The sequence below is a fragment of the Hydrocarboniphaga sp. FW305-C-57 genome (assembly GCF_058783045.1).
In genome coordinates, this window is sequence record NZ_JBYSYG010000001.1 from 339,809 (window position 1) to 356,215 (window position 16,407).

Consider the following 16,407-nt stretch of genomic DNA (forward strand, 5'->3'; position numbering starts at 1 on the left):
GTCACGGCGTCCACGCGGGATTCGCATAGCGCAGCTCGCGGCGGTATTCGACGCGGTTGATCGGCTCGAGCACCTGGTTCAGCAGGGTGTCGTCGGGCGCGCCGCGCAGCTCGGCCGCCGAGGCGCGCTTCCACGGCAGGATGTTCATGACCGTCGGCAGCTCGCGGCTGCCGGTGATCGAGGTGGAATCGAGTTCGAGCACGGAGTTCGACTGGACACTCGGTTGCGGATCGTCGGCCGCGGGCTTTCGGGCCTGCGGTTCCTGCGCCATCGCGGTGGCTGCCAAGCTGCAGCAAACGGCAAGCCATGAGCTGCCCAGGATGCAGTGCAAACGCGTCATGGCGTGTTCTCCTTGGCGGCGGCCGGCGCGCCGGTGCGGCGCTTGAGATCGGCGATCCAGCGGCCCACCTGCGCGTCGGGTTGCGGCAGCAGCGCCTGGTAGCGCTCGTATTCCTCGAGCGCGACCTGCGGCTTCTGCAGGAACAGGTCGTTGACGACCCCGCGGTTGTGGTGGGCCGCAGCGTAGTTCGGATCGAGCGCGATCGCCTTCACGTAGGCCTCGTCGGCCGCCGCGAACTGCGCGTGGCGGCGCAGCCAGATGCCGAGCTGGTGCTGCGCCGGCGCGAACTTCGGGAAATCCTTCGCCGCCTGCTTGAGCACGCGCTCCTCGTCGGCGTTGCGGTTCATCTGGCGATAGACCAGGCCGAGCATGACCGCCGGGCCCGGCAGGTTCTTGTAGTCGGCGGCGAGCGTCCTGAACGCAGCTTCGGCCGCGACCGTGTTGCCGGATTCGAGCGTGGCGACGGCCGCGTTGAATTCGGTGCTCGCGCGTGCCGACATCGCGGTGCCGGCCGGGGCGATCGGCACCGTGACCTCGGGCTGCTCGCCCTTGGCGTAGCGGCCCGGCGACAGCACCGCGAGCTCGATGAAGCTCTTCTGCACCCAGAGGTCGTAGATCCCGTCCTTGGCGCGCCGGGCGTTGGCCTCGTGGATCGCGATCGCCTTGTCCTCGAACGGAAAGATCTGCTCGTCGAGCAGCAGGTCGTACTGTTCGAGCGCTTCGGCGTCGAGGTCCTTGGGCCGCTCGGAGGTCTTCAGCGACTTGGCGAGGTCGTGATAGAGCTCGGCGGTCTCGTAGGTGGCCTCGGTCGCCACTTCGGCGACGCCATAGTCGGCCGCGCGCGCATAGGCGTTGAGCGCGTTGTCGAGGCGCTGGCGCTTGGTCGCGAGGCTGGCCTTGAGCGGCAGCGTCAACGCCACCTGGCGATAGGCGTCGCGCGCGATCTGCGCGGGCAGCAGCGAGGCGCGGGCGGCGAGCGCGCGCGAGCGTTCGGTGCGCTGATCGCCGCCGGCGGCTTCGAAGTCGACGAGTCGGCGGCCCCAGTCGGCGCGCACGTCCTCGTGGCCGCTCTTGGCCGCGAGGTCGATGAGCTTCTGGTAGCCCTCGATCGCGACATCGAAGGGTTGTGGATAGCGCTCGACGTACTGGCGCAGCGCGCGCTCGGCGGCGGCCGGGTCGGTCGGCTGCAGCAGCTCGGCCGAATGCCAGAGCGCCTCGCGCTGCAGGGTCGGGTCGACGCCCGGGGTTTCGGCGATGCGCTGCAGTTCGCCGGCCGCCGCAGCCGGGTTGCCGGTCTTCTCGTAGGTGGCGGCGAGCGTGCGCGTCACTTCGGGCACCAGCGGATCGCCGGCGTGCTGATCGCGGAAGGCCAGCAGCATCGGAATCGCCTGCGCGGGCTTGCCGGCCTTGAGCGTGGCCATCGCCGCGTCGTAGTCGGCGGTTACGCGGATCTTGGTTTCGGGCGCCTCTTCGGCGACGCGCGAGAAGTGCTCGGCGGCCTGCAGCGCCTGGCCCGAGGCCTGCGCCTGCTCACCCTGGCGATAGATCGCGGCGGCGAGCCGTTCGGCGGTTTCCTGGTCGGGCGGCGAGCCGGCCGGCGCGAGTCTCTGCACCTGGATGTAGGCCGCTTCGGCGCGCGCGTAGTCGGCCTTGTCGAAGCTCGCGTGACCGATCACGCGCCAGGCGACGCGCTTGGAGGCGTCGTCCGCGTCGGCGTTCCGGGTGACGGCCTCGGCGGCTGCGAGCGCGGGCGCGAGATCGCCGGCCTCGAACAAGCCGGCGGCGGCGTTGGACTGGATCTCCGCCGCTTCCTTGCGCTGCGGGAAGCTGGTCGCGAAGCGCAGGTCGGCATTGAGCCGCTGGCGCTTCCAGGCGCTCTGCTCGGCGCCGGACAGCGCGGCTTCGCGCTTCTGATACGCCTGCAGCGCCGCAAAGCCCGCGTCGGAGCGGCGCCCGAAATCCGGATAGTCGTAGGCCGCTGCTTCGTAGGCCTTGATCGCGCTGGGCAGGTCGCCGCGCTCGTAGAGCAGGTCGCCGAGCAGGAACTGCGCCTCGGGCGCCTTGGCGTCCTGCGGGAAATAGCTCGCGTAGCGGCGGTACTGATCGGCGGCCTCGAGGCCGTCGGCGCTGCGTTCTTCGGGCTTGCGCTGGGCGTTCTGCGACAGCGCGTGATGCTGCTGGGCGAGCATCCAGACGGTGTCGCGCAGGTAGTCCACGGCCTCGGGCTGCGAGCCGCTCTGGCGGCCGGACCAGTACGGCTGGTCGAGCCCGAAGCGCTTGACGTAGTCCTCGCGCAGGGCCAGCGCCTGGCTCGAGAAACCGCCGGCCTCGAAGGCCTTGATCGCCTGGATCTGGAAGGACGGTGCCTGCGGATGCCGCGGATGCGCCTCGACGAAACCGGTCAGCGTGGCGGCGACGTCGGTGTAGCGCTCCTGCTTCAGATAGATGCCGGCGAGGCTCTCGTAGAGCAGGTAGCCGTAGGCCGGATCGCCGTGGGCGGCGAGCTTTTCGCCGACTGTCTTCGGCGAGCCGATGTTCAGGCAGGCCAGCGCCATCGCGCGCAGGCTGTCGTCGATGAGTTCGCGCTCGGGACGCGACATCGCTTTCAGGTGCGCATCGAGCCGGGCCTCCGGCACCGAGCCGAGCCGGCGGTCGAGCAGCGCGAAGAAGGACTTCAGGCTGGCGTCGTAATCGTCCTGCTTGAAGCGCGCCCAGCCCTGCTTGTAGATGGAGGGCTCGTAATACTGGTTCGCGCCCTGCGGGCCGCGCTCGGCGATCGCCGTAAAGGCCGTTTCGGCCTCGCGGTACTGGCGCTGCGCGAACAGGATTTCGCCGCGGCGGAATTGCGATTCGACGATCACCGACGACTGCGGAAAGCGCTGGGCCAGTTGGTCGAGCGAGGCCAGCGCGGCCTTGGTATCGCCGGCGCCTTCCTCGGCGCGCGCGAGCTGGTAGAGCACTTCGTCGTTGCGCGCGTCGTCGGGGTAGCGGCGCAGCAGGTCGCGATAGCGCTCGGCCGCCTTGCGGTACGCGTCCTTGCGCGCCTCCGGATTGCCTTCGGCGCTGTCGGCGGCTTCGAGTTCGAGGTCGGCGATGCGGCGCAGGGCCTCGGCGGCGAGCTTGGGGTCGGCCTGCGGCTGCTGCAGATATTGCTGATAGCCCTCGCGCGCGCGCTGGTTGGCGTCGCCGACCGGCGGCTCGGGCGGCAGTTCGGGACGCCGATCCTGCAGGCTGCCGAGCGTGCCCTGGCGCGGCGGCGGGTCTTTCTTCTTGTCGTCGTTGCCGAACCACATCATCGACGTGGCCAGCAGGGCGGCGGCTGCGGCGCTCATTTCGGGGCCTTCGGCGGCGCGATGGCCGAGCGGTCGAGCAGCTTGGCCTGGGCGAAACGCGCTTCGGCCTGGTAGGCGCGCAGGCGCTGCTGGCGCTGTTCGAGCTCGCGCAGCAGGACGTTCTGCAAGGCCTGGCGCTGGCGATCGAGCAGGCGTTCGCCGGTCTCGCTCAGGTGGCTCACGCGCGCCGAGGCGCCGGCCCAGTCCGGCGACGGCGCCTGCGCCGACAGTTCGCGCAGGCGGCTCGTCCAGTCGGCGAGCCGGGTGTTGACGAACCGGAGCTGGCGCGCGTTGCGCAGCCCGGCCTGGAAGCCATCGCTGGCGATCAGCTCGGAAAAACTGCGGTACTCGGGCGCATCCGGAATCTGCTGCAGCGGCGCGATCGGGCGGCCGTCGTCGCGCTTCGGGGTGCCTTCTTCGGAGGCCAGCTGCGCGACGAGCCCGTCGACCAGGCGATCGATGTAAGCCGGCTGGCGGATCGCGCCGGCGAGGCTGCCCAGGCGCTGCGATTCCTGCTCGTAGCGATCGACCGCCTTCTGGTACTCGACCGCCGCGGCGCTCGGAGAGCCGGCGCGGGCCATCGCATACGGCACCGCGAGCAGCGATTCCTGCACGGCGACGTCGCCGCTGTCGCGGCTCGCGAGTTCCATCCACGGAACCAGCGCCTCGCGGTCCTGCCCGAGCCCCGATTCGGCCCAGCCCAGGCCCAGCAAGGCCTTGTTGGTGCTCGTGCCCTGCAGGCGCACGCGCCGCAGGGCCTCGCGGGCGTCTTCCCATTTCTGCGCCTGCAGCCAGGTGTAGCCGAGCGCGGTGTTGGCGCGGTCGCGCAGGTCGAGCTGCTCGTCGGCGCGCAGGCCGGAGCGGTCGATCCGCTCGAGCTGTTCGGCGCCCTCGTCGATGCGGTTCGCGCGGATCAGTGCGACGCCGAGGTTGTAGCGCGCGTAGCTCATCCAGTCGCGGCTGCCGTTCCAGTCCTGCAGCAGCTTGGCGGCCTCGTCGAAGCGGCCGGCGTCGATGAGCATCTCGGCCTTGAGCATCTGCCGGTCGGCTTCGAGATCGCCGCGCAGCGGGGCGTCGATGCGCCCGAGCGCGGCGAGCGCTTCGGCATCGGCTCCGCGCTGGTGCAGCGTGCGTGCGAGCGTGAGCCAGATCGAGTTGCGCACATCCGGTCGCGTCTCGGTCTGCAGCACGCGTTCGAAGCTCGCGAGCGCATCGCGGGCCTGATCGAACGACAGCAGCAGCCCGGCCATCAGCAGCTCGCCTTCGGCGTCGCTGGCCTGCGGACGTCCTTCGGCGCGCGCGACGAGCAGGCGGGCGAGGGCATCGAACTCGTCGCCCTGGAAATAGTGGAACAGCACGTCGCCGTAATAGAGGTCCTGCAGCGGATGCGTGTCCGGCGGCGGCTTGGCCGCGGCACCCGCGGCGATCGCGAGCGAGGCGAAGGTGCCGGCCAGCAGGCGCCTCAAGGCAGCACCTTGGCGCTGAACGCCGGTTGCTGCGGACCTTCGCCGTCGATCACGCGCAGGTCGATCCGGCTCGGCTGGCCGGCATGGGTGAAATCGACGCTGGCTCCGCGGCGGTATCGGCGGCCTTCGGGCCCGCGGCCCGTGAACACCGCGAGCAGCTGATGCGCGCCGGGCGAGGTGTTGCCGACATGCAGCTGTTGCGCGGCCCCGCGCGTGAGCGCGGCGCTTTCGGCATCGGAATAGCGATGCTCGGCGATGGTCTTGCCGTCGAGTTCGACGCGCAGCGTCTCGAGCTTGAAGAACGCGCCGATGTCGGTGGCGACGAAGACTTCGAGCCGGCTCGCGGCCGGATACAGACGGCTGGTTTCGAGCTGGCGCAGCTCGCGTTCGAGATCGAGCGCCTCGCGTTTGAACGCCTGCGAGTCGGCGTCGAGAGTCGCGTCGGCGTTCGCCGCTACCTGCGCCGATGCGGACGCGACGACGCCGCTCGCGAGCAGCCCGACGGCCGCCGCGACGCTACGCCAGGCTGCGCGGCTGGCGGCGATCAAAACAGGGCCGCCAGTCCGAAGGTGAACTGGGCGTTGTGGTACAGGTGCTTGTCCGACCACATCTGATCCTTGAGTTCCAGCCGCACCGACAGCCAGTCGCGCGGCATAAACTTGAGGCCGCCGCCGAGGTGATAGGTACCGAAGTTGTCGCCCTCGTAGCTCGCATAGCCGCCGCCCGCGATCGCGTAGATCTGGAACGGCAGCGTGTAGTTGCGGCTCAGATAGATGTCGCCCGGCGCGAGCTTGTAGCCGAGGCTCAGGCCGAAGTTGTCGTAGTCGTACTTCTTCGCTTCGTTGAGCCCGACCAGATCGCGCAGTTCGTCGTAGCCGACGGTCGACGAGAATTCGTAGTGAGCCTCGACGAAGAAGTTCTCGGTCTTCTGGTAGGCCGCGCGCGCGCCATAGACGGCGAAGCCGTCCTCGCGATCCACGGCGACCAGCCCGACGTAGCCGCCGACCTCGTAGTCCTGCGCCTGGACCTTGCGCACTTCGGGCTCGGGCCGCGCCAGGTTCGGGTCGACCACCTGCGAGGACGCCTGCTCGCCGGGCAGCGGACGGGTGCTGGGCTGGCTGCGCTCGGGGCGATCGCCGAACAGGCTGCAGCCGCTGAGCAGCAGGGCCGCGGCGATGAGAGCGGGAAACTGACGTGCATATCGGTGCGAGGCCACGGAGAACACGCTCATTCGGCTTTCTGGTCCTTGTTCCGGGCGGCAGCCCGGCGCTTCTTTTCGAGGGCGAACCGGGTGGGCCCGATGCCGGCCGATCTGAGCGAATCGCCCATCTGCTCCTCGGCCACCCAGCCCTGCTGGCCTTGCCCCGTGCGCAGCAGATACCAGTCGGTGCGGCGCTTGATCAGCTGCACCTGTTCGCCGCGCTCGGCGATATCGGCGACCGGATAGCGGAGATCGGGAAACGCGCGCAGATCGAGGAAGGCCTCCCGAACCTCGATCGCGACAGGGCGCGCCTCGTCGGCCAGCGCCGAGGGCGGCAGCATCGCAGCGGCGAGCCAGATTCCGTAACGCCAGCTTCTCATCGACTTCCTGGTGTCCGAGCGTGGCGCCAGAACAAAGCCGTGGCGCGCTTCGCTCAAGGCTCTCGGAGCCCGGGCGGGTAAGGTCTATTTCTACAAAAATTCTACAGACTCCGGACTCGCATGCAGGCTTCGTTCCGGGGGCGTGCGTTCACTGCGCGAACGAGCCCGTTAATCTGCCAGACGAGTGTGAATCGTCTATTTCGAACTTGAACGCTGCATGAAGACGGCGATGGCGGCGAGCGCGGCGTCGGCCTCGGGCAGCAGTTTCGGCAAGGCCTGCCAGACGTGCCAGACCCCGTCCCAGACCTGCAATTCCACCGCTACGCCGGCGCCCTGGGCCGCCGCGGCGAGCCGCGTGGAATCGTCGAGCAGGATTTCGTGGCCGGAGACCTGGATCAGCATCGGCGCCAGGCCGCGTAGATCGGCGAACAGCGGCGAGGCGAGCGGGTTGCGGGCATCGCGCTGGCCCAGGTAGGCGCTGACGAAGCGCCCGGTGCTGGCCGGGGCGAGCACCAATTCGGTGCCCTGGTTGGTGCGTATGCTGCCGCCGCTGATGGTCAGGTCGGTCCAGGGCGACAGGCAGACCAGCCCGGCCGGTTGTGGCAGGCCGGCCTCGCGGGCCGCGAGCGCGCAGGCCAGGCTCAGCCCGCCGCCGGCCGAATCACCGCCGATGAAGATCCGGCCGGCGTCGATGCCCGAATCGAGCAGCGCGCGATACGCGGCGAGCGCATCGTCGAGTCCGGCCGGAAACGGATGCTCGGGCGCCAGACGGTAGTCCGGCATCGTCACCGTGGCGCCGGTCAGCTGCGCGATCCAGCTCGCCATCGAGCGGTACAGCGACGCCGCGCCGACCGCGTAGCCGCCGCCGTGCAGGTAGAGCAGATGCAGGCCGCTGGGCTGCGGCGGCGTGACCGTGAGCGTCGGCAGTCCGGCGAAGGCGAGGGCCTCGATGCGCGTGCCGCGCACGTCGAACAGCCTGGCCGGGCCGCCGGCGCGCAGCAGCTGGCGGCGCTGGTCTTCGAAGCGGCCGGTGCTGCGCATCGCGCGGCCGATGCTCAGGCGGATCAGCGGGCGCAGCAGGCGGGCCCGGATCGAGACGGGGCGCGGGTTGGCGTAGCGAGGCGGAGTCATGGGAAGTCGAATTGGACGCAGATGCGCGAACTTCGCGTGTCGCGACCGGCTCGACCATGGTCGAGCGGCCCGGCCACCGCGGCCGGCCAGCGAGTCCGCGCACATCAGGGCGGCGCGTGACCGATCGGTCTACAATAAGAACTGTTCTCATTCCACCCAGGCCTTCCCAGATGCGGCTGTCCGAGCTGTCGCGTGGCGTCGCCGCCACCATCCGATCCGTCGACGATGCGACGCAGCCCGATCCGATCGCCGGACGCCTGCGCGAGCTTGGGTTCGTCGCCGGCGAGGCGGTGCGCATCGTCGCGCGTGGGCCTTTCGGTGGCGATCCGCTGCTCGTGCAGATCGGCTTCACGCAGTTCGCGCTGCGCCGCGTCGAAGCCGCCCGCGTGAACATCGAACCGCAGGCGGTGGCCGCATGAGCGCCTCGCTGCGCATCGCCCTGGTCGGCAATCCCAACTGCGGCAAGACCGCGCTGTTCAATGCCCTGACCGGCAGCCGCCAGAAGGTCGCGAACTACGCGGGCGTGACGGTCGAGCGCAAGGAAGGCCGCTTCAGCACCGCCTCCGGACGCAACGTGCAGGTGCTCGACCTGCCGGGCGCCTACAGTCTCGCCGCGACGAGCCCCGACGAGGCGGTTACGCGCGACGTCTGCATGGGCCGTTTCGAAGGCGAAGCGCGGCCCGACCTGATCGTCGCGGTCGCCGATGCGACCAACCTGCGCCTGCACCTGCGCTTCATGCTCGAACTCAAGCGCCTCGGCCTGCCGATGGTGCTCACGCTCAACATGATGGATGCGGCCAAGCGTCGCGGCATCGTCATCGACAAGGCCAGGCTCGAACAGCGGCTCGGCGTTCCGGTGGTCGAGACCATCGCGGTCAGGCGCGGCGGCGCGCAGGCGCTGCTCGCGACGCTCGATGGCGCGCTGCCGCCGGTTCCGCAGCCGCTGCCCGACTCGACCGACGTGCATGCCGAAGTGGTGCGCCTGCTCGCCGAGTGCGTGTCCATGCCCAAGCGCAGTCCGGGGCTCGACGAGGCGCTCGATCGCGTCCTGCTGCATCCGCTGCTCGGCCTGGCCTGCCTGGCGGTGCTGATGTTCTTCATGTTCCAGGCCGTGTTCTCGTGGGCCGGGCCGCTCATGGACGGCATCAGCTGGGCCTTCGACACGCTCGGCGGGCTGATCGGCGAAGCACTGCCGGAGGGCCCGCTCAACAGTCTGCTCGTCGACGGCATCATCGCCGGGGTCGGCGGCGTGCTGGTGTTTTTGCCACAGATCCTGATCCTGTTCTTCTTCATCCTCGTGCTCGAGGAATCGGGCTACCTGCCGCGCGCGGCCTTTCTGCTCGACCGCCTCATGCTCGGCGCGGGCCTGTCGGGACGTTCGTTCATTCCGCTGCTGTCGAGCTTCGCCTGTGCGGTGCCCGGCATCATGGCCACGCGCAGCATCCAGGACCCGCGCGATCGCCTGGCCACCATCCTCGTCGCGCCGCTGATGACCTGCTCGGCGCGCCTGCCCGTCTATGCGCTGCTGATCGGTGCCTTCATTCCCGATCGCGCCGTGGGCTGGTTCAACCTGCAGGGGCTGGTGATGTTCGCGCTGTACTTCGCGGGCATCTTCTCGGCGCTGATCGTGTCGTTCGCGATGAAACTGTTCGGCCGCAAGGTCAACGAGCAGAACGCGCTGCTGCTGGAGCTGCCGTCGTATCGCCTGCCGCATGCGCGCGACCTCATGCTGGGCCTGTGGGAGCGCACGCAGATCTTCGTCAAGCGCGTCGGCACCATCATTCTCGCGCTGACCGTGCTGCTGTGGTTTCTGTCGAGTTATCCGGCGCCGCCCGAAGGCGCGACCGGCGATCCCATCGACTACAGCTTCGCCGGCATCATCGGCAGCTGGATGCAGGTGATCTTCGCGCCGGTGGGCTTCAACTGGCAGATCTGCGTCGCGCTGATTCCGGGTATGGCCGCACGCGAAGTGGCGGTCAGCGCGCTGGCGACGGTGTACTCGCTGTCGGGCACCGACGAAGAAGCGGCCACGCAGCTGGTGCCGCTGATCACCGCGCAGTGGTCGCTGGCTACCGCGCTGTCGCTGCTGGCCTGGTTCATCTACGCGCCGCAGTGCATCTCCACGCTCGCGGTGATCCGTCGCGAAACCAATTCGTGGAAGATGCTGGGCGTGTCGGCGGGTTATCTGTTCCTGCTCGCCTACGGCGCTGCGTTTGCCACCTACCAGATCGCGCGTATGCTGGGGGCATGAGCACTGCCGTGAACACCGTTTCGTGAACACCGTTCTGGTCCAGACCGTGATCGTCGGCGCCTGCGTGGCGAGCGCCGTGGTCTACGTGCTGGCGCGGTATCTGCCGCGCCGGCAGATCGCGAACTGGCTGGACATGCGCGGTCACGTACAGATCGCGGCGCTGCTGCGTCCGGCCAAGGGCGGCGGCGGATGTCACAGCGGTGGTGACGACGGCGCCTGCGGCAGTTGCGGAAGCTGTGGCACGTCCAGGGCCGATGCGCCGCAGACGTCGATGGAACAGCCGGTGCGCTTTTATCCGGCCAAGCGCTGAGCGATGGCCCGGCCGCCCGGTGGCGGATTCCGGACGCTGTCGCCGCAACGAAAAAGCCCCGCGATGCGGGGCTTTTTCGTTGCGGCGGCTCGCGGCCTCAGTCGAGCAGGTCGGAGTAGTCGCGCTGCGCGTAGCCCGCCACGAGCGTCCACGGCAGTCGGGCCGGCGTTCTCAGCACCGAGGCACGGATGGTGCGGCCCGACAGGCCGCGGGAATCTTCGGACGTGATCTCGCGCGCGTAATGCCCCGCGATGTCCCAGCTCACGCGGATCGTGGTCGTGCCGCGCTGGATCTCGTAGCGCTGCACGCCGTCGCGGGCATCGCCGATGGGCGTCAGCTTGCCGAGGTCGGCCGGATTGAGCAGGTGGTAGCTTTCGTCCCAGCGCCCGACGAAGCCGACGTTGCCGTAGTTGGGTTCTTCGGTACGGATCAGGCGCTGTTCCTCGCGATCGACCAGTTCGACATTGAGCACGCCCTGGGCATCGCGGCGCACCCACAGCGGCGCGCCGACGACGTCGTCGTGCTTGTGGCCGAGGCCGCCGTGCGCGTGGCCGTCGTGGTGCACGCGCGCGGCTTCGGGAATCTCGCGCTCGATCCACAGCTGGTCGCGATCGCGGATCAGGTGTTCGGTATAGGTCAGCTCCTGTCGTGCACCGTCGGCGCCGATGCTCCAGCGACGATATTCCACGCGCAGGTCGGGCAGGTCGCCGCTCTGTGCGGCCAGCGGCAGTGCGGAGTTCGAGGCCTCGCCGCGATTCACCGTGGCATAGGCGATGGCGCTCAGCGAGGCGAGCGCGATGGTGGTGACGAGCAGGGGCTTGATGAAATGCATGGGGAATCCTGGAATCGAATGCGGGCCGGATACCGTCTCCGGCATCCGGCCCGCGTGACGGCTTGAAGGCGAGGCTTACAGACCCAGCGCGGCCTTGAGCTTGGCGAACACGTCGATGTTGTTGAGCGTGCCCTTGATGCGCGAGCTGCCGGCGCCGCCCGCGAACATCATCACGTCGCCGCTGCCGTGCGTTTCCGAACCCGGGCTGCCCAGTTTCACGCCGACTTCCTGCAGATAGTCGTCGGCGGTGGTGTCGACCGTGCTGAGGTCGGCGCGCACGGCGTCGCGCGGACCGCCGCCGTTGCCGAACACCAGCGTGGTGAACGGCTTGCTGTCGGCGTCGAGCGCCGGCGTGTCGCCGCCCTGGTAGCTGTGCAGCAGGCCCAGCATCGGATTGCCGATCTTCGAGTAGCCGTTGAAGGCCATGACGTGATCGTGGTCGGCGGTGACGACGATCAGCGTGTCGTCGAGGTCGACCATCTCGGTCGCCTTTTTGATCGCGGCGTCGAAGGCCAGCGTGTCCTCGAGCGCGCGCTTGGCGTTGGTGCCGTGCAGCGCGTGGTCGATACGGCCGCCTTCCACCAGCAGGAAGTAGCCGGTCTCGTTGCGCGACAGCACTTCGATGGCCTTCTGCGTCATGTCGGCGAGGCTGGGCTCGTTGGCCGAGTTCTTCACGCGATCGAGCTCGTAGCTCATGTCGCTGCTCGTGAACAGGCCCAGCAGCTTGTCGGTGCTGGCGGTGTTCACCGCGGCGAGTTCGGTGCCGCTGCTCACGTACTGATAGCCTGCGGTCTGCATCTCGGTGACCAGGTTGCGCGCGTCGTTGCGGTTGCCGCCCGAGGTGTTCGGCAGGAAGTGGCGACGGCCACCGCCGAGCACCACGTCGAGGCCGTCGGCGCCGAGCTTGGCGTTGTAGCCGATGCCGCCGGGCACCATCTGCGCGGCGATGGTGTTCTCGGCGTTGCGGTTGCAGACGTGCGAGTAGGTCGTCGCCGGCGTGGCGTGGGTGATGCGCGTGGTGCTGACCACGCCGGTGCCGTAGCCGCGCGCCTTCATGATCTCGAGCAGCGTGTCGACCGGCGCGCCATTGTTGGTCGGGCAGGTGCTGTTGCCACCGGTCTGGTAGGCCGTGCCATCGGGCGCGTTGGGGTTGGTCTCCGGCGTCATCGAGATGACTTCGTTCTTCGACTTCGATCCGGTGATGTAGCCCGCCATGCCCGGCGCGCTGTCGGTGGTCATCGCGTCTTCGGAATAGGTGCGGATGCGCGCCGACCGGCCCAGCTGTTCCATGGCCAGCTTGTTGGTTTCGGGAATCGTCAGGCCGGCCTTTTCGCCGCCGTAGATGCGGGCGGAAGTGACCGTGACCGGACCCATGCCGTCGCCGAGGAAGAAGATGACGTTCTTGGCGTCGGCCGCGAGGGCCTGTCCGCCGCACAGCGAGGCGGTGGTGGCGAGCGCGCAGGCGATGAGAGTGCGTTTCATGTGATTAGTCCTTCGTTGCGTCGCGCTTAGAGGCCCAGGGCCGTCTTGATCTGGCCGAACACTTCGGTGTTGTCCATCACGCCATGGAAATTCTCGGCGCCCAGGCCCTTGGCACCGAGGAAAACGTCGGCGCCGCCATGGGTTTCGGAGGACAGGCGGATGGTCGATTCCTGCAGGTACTCGTCGGCGGTGGTGATGCTTTCGTCGAGCGTGATGCGCGTGGCATCGCGATGCGGGCCGTTGCCGAAGCCGATGATGCTGTAGGGATTGCCGTCGACGTCGGTCACCGGCTGGCCCTGCGAAGGACCATTGGCGTACTGCTTGACCAGGCCCAGCACGCCGGCCTGTTCGGCCGTGGTGGCACCCGTGCGCATGGCGTAGCCGTTGAGCACCATGGTGTGATCGTGGTCGGCGGTGACGACGACCAGCGTGTTGGACAGGCCCGGATCGATCACTTCCATCTTCGCCAGCGCGGTGGCGATGGCGTCGTCGAAGGCGATGCCGTCGGTCAGCGCGCGCTTGCCGTTGGAGGCGTGCAGGGCGTGGTCGATGCGACCGCCTTCCACCATCAGGAAGAAGCCCTTGTCCTTGGCGGCGAGCAGATCGATGGCCTTGGCGGTCATCTCCGACAGGCTCGGCTGCGCGGCCGGATCGCGATCGAGCTCGTAGCTCATGTCGCTGCTCGAGAACAGGCCCAGCACCTTGGCGGTGCTGTTCGGCAGCGCGGTCAGTTCGGCCGTGTTGGCGGCGTAGCTATAGCCGGCCGTCTGCATCTCGGTGATCAGATTGCGCGTGTCGCTGCGCGAGCTGCCGTCGCCCTGCGGCAGGAAGTGACGGCGACCGCCGCCGAGCACCACGTCGATGCCGACGTCGTCGCCGAGCGTGAGCGCGCTGTTGTAGTCGCTGGCGCTGGGCACCATCTGCGAGGCGATGGTGTTTTCGCCGTTGCGGTTGCAGATGTGCGAGTAGGTGGTGGCGGGCGTGGCATGGGTGATGCGCGTGGTGCTGACCACGCCGGTGCCGTAGCCCTGCGACTTCATGAGTTCGAGCAGCGTCTGCACGGGCGTGCCGTTGCCGGCTTCGCAGGTGGAGTCGGCGCCGTTGATGTACTGCGTGCCATCCGGACGATAGGCGTTGGTGCCCGTGCTCATCGAGATGACTTCGTTCTTCATCTTGACGCCGGTCATGTAGGCGGCCATCGACGGCGCGCTGTCGGTGACCTGCGCGTCTTCCGAATACGTGCGGATGAACGCGCTCTCGGGCAGCGTATCCATGGTGATCTGGCCTTCTTCACCGACCTTGTAGATGCGCATGGCGGTCATCGTGGTGATGCCCATGCCGTCGCCCAGGAAGAACAGCACGTTCTTCTGCGGTGCGGGTTCGACCGGATCGGTCGGGGTCGGCGTCGTCGGCTCTTCCGGCGTCGTCGGTTCGTTGTCGTTATCGTCGTTGCCGCAGGCAACGAGACTGCAGGCAGCGAGTGCGATCGCCGCCAGACGAAGGTGCTTCATGTTCTGACTCCCATTTGCGAGTCAGCGATTGTACATTTGGCAGATGACGGCAAGGCGACAGTTCGGTTGCAGTTGTATGCGTCGGCCGGGATCGAACGCGCAAAAAAGAACGCCCCGCAGGGCGGGGCGTTCTTCACTGCGACAGCGCAGGCCGATCAGGTACCGACCTTGCCGCCGTCTTCCTTCCAGACCACCACGGTCGCCGGACGCGGACGGCCGCCGGTGGCTTCGGGCCACTGCGAGAACGCCAGCGGATCGACGGTCGGATCGGCGACACCCGCCGAACGCGGATGGCTGCCGTATTCGCCCGGGTGCTGCACGTTGACGAACACGTACTTCTGGTCCGGCGTGAAGGTGATGCCGGTGATTTCGCAGCCCGAAGGCCCGACCAGGAAGCGGCGGATCTCTTTGGTGACCGGATCGGCGACGAGCATCTGGTTGTTGCCCATGCCGGCGTAGTTGCCGGTGTTGGAGAAGTTGCCGTCGGTCTGGATCCACAGGCGGCCGTCGGCGTCGAAATCGAGGCCGTCGGGGCTGTTGAACAGGTTGTTGGCGTTGATGTTGCTGCTGCCGGCCTGCAGCGGCTGTTCGGCGACGCCCGAGTGCGCGGGGTTGCCGGCCAGCACGAACAGATCCCATTCGAAGGCCAGCGCGGCGGCGTCACCGCCGGTTTCGCGCCAGCGCACGATCTGGCCGTAGATGTTCTGCGTGCGCGGGTTGGCTTCGTCGGTGCTGCTGCGGCCGCTGTTGTTGGTCAGCGTCAGGTAGACCTCGCCGGTGCCCGGGTGCACGTTGACCCATTCCGGACGATCCATCTTGGTGGCGCCCACGGCATCGCCGGCCAGGCGCGTCTGCACGAGGATGCCGGCCAGGCTGCCGAACTTCGCGCGCAGCGTGCTGCCGTCGGTGGTGACGGTGTCGGGAACCAGCGGAATCCACACACCCGTGCCCATCATGTCGCCCGCGGTGGCGCCGGCTTCGAACTTGGCCACGTACAGCGTGCCGGACTCGAGCAGGTTGCGGTTGGTGTCGGGCGTGGTGGTGCTGTAGACGCCGTTGGAAACGAACTTGTAGACGTAGTCGTTGGCCTGATCGTCGCCCATGTAGACGACGACGCGGTTGTCGAGCGCCAGCGTCTGCGCGGCGTTCTCGTGCTTGATGCGGCCCAGCGCGGTGCGCTTCTTGGGCGTGGAGCTCGGATCGAAGGGATCGATCTCGACGATCCAGCCCATGCGGTTGGATTCGTTGGGCTCCTTCACGTAGTCGAAGCGGTCGTCGTGCTCTTCCCAGCGATTGCCCGAGACGCCGCCGGCCAGGCCGTAGCGGCGCATGCTGGTGCTGCGCGTGTCGCTGCCGCTGGTGGTGCCGAAGTAGCTGTTGAAGTTTTCTTCGCAGGTCAGGTACGTGCCCCACAGCGTGTAGCCGTTGCCGCAGTTGTTGACCGTGCCCAGCGAGATGGTGCCGGTGGGATCGGCGCTGGTCTGCAGCAGCGCGTGGCCGGCGGCCGGACCCGTCAGCAGCATCGGCGTGTTGACGTGGATGCGGCGGTTGTACGGCGAGTCGAGCACCACCTGCCAGCTGCCCGAGACGAGGCGCACGTGCGCCACCGAAACACCGTGCGCGTGCTGCGACTTGCGCACCTGCTCGAGCGACCACGGCGTGGCGCCCGACTGCACGTCGGCGGTGTAGAAGAATTCGGGGTTGATGTACTCGTGGTTCATCACGAGCAGGCCTTCGGTGCTGTTCTGGCTGTCGCCCAGCGGGAAGAAGTGCATGCCGTCGTGGTTGTCGCCGAACTGGCGAGCCTGCGCCTCGGCGGTGTCGGTGGCGTCGCCGCGCCAGGCCGGCGAATCGGCGAACAGCGGATCGCCCCAGCGACAGAACACCGCGGACTTGTAGCCGGCCGGCACCGTGACGGTGTCGAGCGTGTTGGCCGCCACCGCCGCGAAGCCGAGCAGCGGCGCGTCGTCGCCTTCGTCACCGTCGTTGTCGCTGCAGGCCACCAGGGCCGGGCTCAGGAAACCCACGGCGCCGAGCGCCAGACCGGCTTTCAAGATGTCGCGGCGCGAACGCACGGCCTTGACGATGTCGTTGAAGTGCAGATTGGGGGAGAGATTGGTCGGGACGTCTTCTTGATCGATGGCGCTCACGGCGGTCTGGCTGTGAGGAGG

General features: G+C 68.4%; 14 protein-coding genes. 3 read left to right on the forward strand and 11 right to left on the reverse strand.

What is annotated here, in order from left to right:
• Position 1 precedes the first annotated feature (1 nt).
• The 7 genes from AC3WUM_RS01685 to AC3WUM_RS01715 all read right to left on the reverse strand — a co-directional run bounded on the left by AC3WUM_RS01685 (position 2) and on the right by AC3WUM_RS01715 (position 7,850).
• Positions 2-340, reverse strand: a complete 339-nt coding sequence (locus tag AC3WUM_RS01685; RefSeq protein WP_492408306.1) for a hypothetical protein — start codon at positions 338-340, stop codon at positions 2-4.
• Positions 337-3,672, reverse strand: a complete 3,336-nt coding sequence (locus AC3WUM_RS01690) for a tetratricopeptide repeat protein (protein ID WP_492408307.1) — start codon at positions 3,670-3,672, stop codon at positions 337-339. The genes AC3WUM_RS01685 and AC3WUM_RS01690 overlap by 4 nt, the downstream gene beginning before the upstream one ends.
• Positions 3,669-5,138: a tetratricopeptide repeat protein gene (locus tag AC3WUM_RS01695; RefSeq protein WP_492408308.1), complete on the reverse strand. Its 1,470-nt coding sequence runs from the start codon at positions 5,136-5,138 to the stop codon at positions 3,669-3,671. Before AC3WUM_RS01695 ends, AC3WUM_RS01690 begins: the two co-directional genes overlap by 4 nt.
• Positions 5,135-5,686: an AraC family transcriptional regulator gene (locus AC3WUM_RS01700; protein WP_492408309.1), complete on the reverse strand. Its 552-nt coding sequence runs from the start codon at positions 5,684-5,686 to the stop codon at positions 5,135-5,137. Before AC3WUM_RS01700 ends, AC3WUM_RS01695 begins: the two co-directional genes overlap by 4 nt.
• Positions 5,683-6,369 carry an outer membrane beta-barrel domain-containing protein gene (locus AC3WUM_RS01705; RefSeq protein ID WP_492408311.1) on the reverse strand — a complete coding sequence of 229 codons (687 nt, stop codon included), beginning with the start codon at positions 6,367-6,369 and terminating at the stop codon, positions 5,683-5,685. Before AC3WUM_RS01705 ends, AC3WUM_RS01700 begins: the two co-directional genes overlap by 4 nt.
• Positions 6,366-6,776, reverse strand: a complete 411-nt coding sequence (locus AC3WUM_RS01710; RefSeq protein WP_492408312.1) for an SH3 domain-containing protein — start codon at positions 6,774-6,776, stop codon at positions 6,366-6,368. The genes AC3WUM_RS01705 and AC3WUM_RS01710 overlap by 4 nt, the downstream gene beginning before the upstream one ends.
• A gap of 138 nt (positions 6,777-6,914) precedes the next feature.
• Positions 6,915-7,850 carry an alpha/beta hydrolase gene (locus AC3WUM_RS01715; protein WP_492408313.1) on the reverse strand — a complete coding sequence of 312 codons (936 nt, stop codon included), beginning with the start codon at positions 7,848-7,850 and terminating at the stop codon, positions 6,915-6,917.
• 170 nt (positions 7,851-8,020) lie between these two features.
• On the opposite strand from AC3WUM_RS01715, the gene AC3WUM_RS01720 reads away from it, so the two are divergent.
• Genes AC3WUM_RS01720 through AC3WUM_RS01730 form a run of 3 tightly spaced genes read left to right on the forward strand, consistent with a single transcriptional unit; the run spans position 8,021 to position 10,411 of the window.
• Complete coding sequence (locus AC3WUM_RS01720; protein ID WP_492408314.1) at positions 8,021-8,269, forward strand: FeoA family protein; 249 nt, start codon at positions 8,021-8,023, stop codon at positions 8,267-8,269.
• A complete protein-coding gene (gene feoB, locus AC3WUM_RS01725; protein ID WP_492408315.1) occupies positions 8,266-10,101 on the forward strand; it encodes a ferrous iron transporter B in 1,836 nt (611 codons plus the stop codon). The genes AC3WUM_RS01720 and feoB overlap by 4 nt, the downstream gene beginning before the upstream one ends.
• Before the next feature lie 22 nt (positions 10,102-10,123).
• Positions 10,124-10,411, forward strand: coding sequence for a DUF6587 family protein (locus AC3WUM_RS01730; RefSeq protein ID WP_492408316.1), 288 nt, complete (start codon positions 10,124-10,126; stop codon positions 10,409-10,411).
• A gap of 97 nt (positions 10,412-10,508) precedes the next feature.
• On the opposite strand, the gene AC3WUM_RS01735 is transcribed toward AC3WUM_RS01730, so the two are convergent.
• The 4 genes from AC3WUM_RS01735 to AC3WUM_RS01750 all read right to left on the reverse strand — a co-directional run bounded on the left by AC3WUM_RS01735 (position 10,509) and on the right by AC3WUM_RS01750 (position 16,386).
• Complete coding sequence (locus tag AC3WUM_RS01735) at positions 10,509-11,243, reverse strand: hypothetical protein (protein WP_492408317.1); 735 nt, start codon at positions 11,241-11,243, stop codon at positions 10,509-10,511.
• Between the two features lie 75 nt (positions 11,244-11,318).
• Positions 11,319-12,725 (reverse strand): alkaline phosphatase, encoded by a 1,407-nt coding sequence (locus tag AC3WUM_RS01740; protein ID WP_492408318.1) that lies wholly within the window; start codon positions 12,723-12,725, stop codon positions 11,319-11,321.
• A 26-nt stretch (positions 12,726-12,751) separates the two neighbouring features.
• Positions 12,752-14,236: an alkaline phosphatase gene (locus tag AC3WUM_RS01745; RefSeq protein ID WP_492408319.1), complete on the reverse strand. Its 1,485-nt coding sequence runs from the start codon at positions 14,234-14,236 to the stop codon at positions 12,752-12,754.
• A 155-nt stretch (positions 14,237-14,391) separates the two neighbouring features.
• Entirely contained in the window at positions 14,392-16,386 is a 1,995-nt protein-coding gene (locus tag AC3WUM_RS01750; RefSeq protein ID WP_492408320.1) for a PhoX family protein, read from the reverse strand.
• Between the last annotated feature and the right edge of the window lie 21 nt (positions 16,387-16,407).